Annotated in this window: 2 protein-coding genes; both read right to left on the minus strand. The window is 64.9% G+C overall.

The genetic code is table 11. The annotated features are described in order from the left end of the window. Positions 1 to 72: 72 nt before the first annotated feature. On the minus strand, positions 73 to 660 hold the full coding sequence (locus VLF18_RS00980) for a YceI family protein (protein ID WP_325277745.1): 588 nt from the start codon (positions 658 to 660) through the stop codon (positions 73 to 75). A 30-nt stretch (positions 661 to 690) separates the two neighbouring features. Next, entirely contained in the window at positions 691 to 1,296 is a 606-nt protein-coding gene (locus VLF18_RS00985) for a malonic semialdehyde reductase (protein WP_325277746.1), read from the minus strand. Positions 1,297 to 1,552: the final 256 nt, after the last annotated feature.

Raw genomic sequence — 1,552 nt, forward strand, 5'->3', positions numbered from 1 at the left:
AGTCTACTCCCCAAAAAAGAAGGCCCCGCGAGCGGGGCCTTCGTCAGCAGCAGATGGACGCCGACGCGACGATCAGCCGGCCTTCTTCTCGCCGGCCTTCAGCGTTTCGGTCGTGATGTGGATCTTCACCTCGTCGCTCACGTTCGGCACGTAGTTGCCCATGCCGAAGTCGGAACGCTTGACCGTCGTCCACGCGTCGAAGCCCGCGGCCGGCTTCTTGGCCATCGGGTGGTCGCCGATCTTGTTGACGGTCACGTCGAGCACGGCCGGCTTGGTGACGCCGTGGATCGTCAGGTCGCCGGTGACCTTGAGCTTGTTGTCGCCGGCCTTCTCGACCTTCGTGCTCTTGAACGTCGCGGTCGGGAACTTCGCGAGATCGAAGAAGTCGCCGCTGCGCAGGTGCTCGTCGAATTTCGGCACGTCGGTGCGCAGGCTGTCGACGGGGATCGTGACCGAGACTGACGACTTGGTCAGGTCGGCCGTGTCGAGCAGCACTTCGCCCTCGACCTTGGAGAAGCGCGCCGACGGATTCGACAGACCGAAATGCGTCCACGAGAACACGACGTTGGTGTGGTTGCCGTCGAACTCGTACTTGTCGGCGGCGCCGGCGGCGAACGAGGCGGCAGTCAGGGCTGCAGCGAGAGCGAGCTTGCGAATCATGAAGAACCTCCGGGTAGGTGGTACTGCGGGTCAGGCGATGCGGCAGGCCTGATCGAAACTGAAGCGAGGATTGCGCGGTTTCAGGACGGCGGGATTGCCGTAACCGATGTTGACGAGGAAATTGGACTTGACCTGCGTGCCCGGGAAGAACAGCTCGTCGGCGAGCGCGTTGTTGAAGCCGGACATCGGACCGCAGTCGAGCCCGAGCGCGCGCGCGGCGATGATCAGATAGGCGCCCTGCAGCGAGGCGTTGCGGAACGCGGTGTTGTGGATGACCTCGGGCTTGCCTTCGAACCACGAGCGCGCGCCGGTGTTCGGAAACAGGAAATCCATGTGTTCGTAGAACGCGTAGTCGCTGCCGATCAGCGCGGTGACCGGCGCGGCCATGGTCTGCGCGACGTTGCCGCCGTCGAGCGTGCGCTGCAGCAGCGCCTTGGCCTCGGGCGAGCGGATGAACACGATGCGCGCGGGCGAGCAGTTCGCGCTGGTCGGCGCCATCTTCGCGAGATCGTAGATCCGCGCGAGCTGGTCGTCGGTCACGGGGCGGTCGAGCCAGGCCCGGTCCGATCCGCGGAACGTGCGGGCTTCGTTGAACAGCTGGTCGAGAGCGGCGGCGTCAATGGGAGTGTGCGACATGAATCTTCCTGGCAGCGACCGCGGCTATCCTGAGGACGCGCAGTGTAGGTTGAGGTGAAAAGCGGGTCATTGTGCCCGCCGAAAACAGATTGGTGAACTGCGCTCTACAATGCCCGCCCTTCGTGCAGAAACTGTCCATGCCGGAAACAACGACGACCTGCTGGGTGATCACCGACGGCGCCGCCGGCAATGAGCGACAGGCGCTCGCGCTGGCCGGCCGGCTCGGCGGACCGGTGCGGGTCTGGCAGCTCGAACC

It is taken from the genome of Tahibacter sp. (assembly GCF_035481375.1).
GTDB lineage: Bacteria > Pseudomonadota > Gammaproteobacteria > Xanthomonadales > Rhodanobacteraceae > Tahibacter.

Coding starts and splice junctions, on each gene's coding strand:
- VLF18_RS00980 (WP_325277745.1), bottom strand. CDS start 660: ATGATTCGCAAGCTCGCTCTCGCTGCAGCCCTGACTGCCGCCTCGTTC.
- VLF18_RS00985 (WP_325277746.1), bottom strand. CDS start 1,296: ATGTCGCACACTCCCATTGACGCCGCCGCTCTCGACCAGCTGTTCAAC.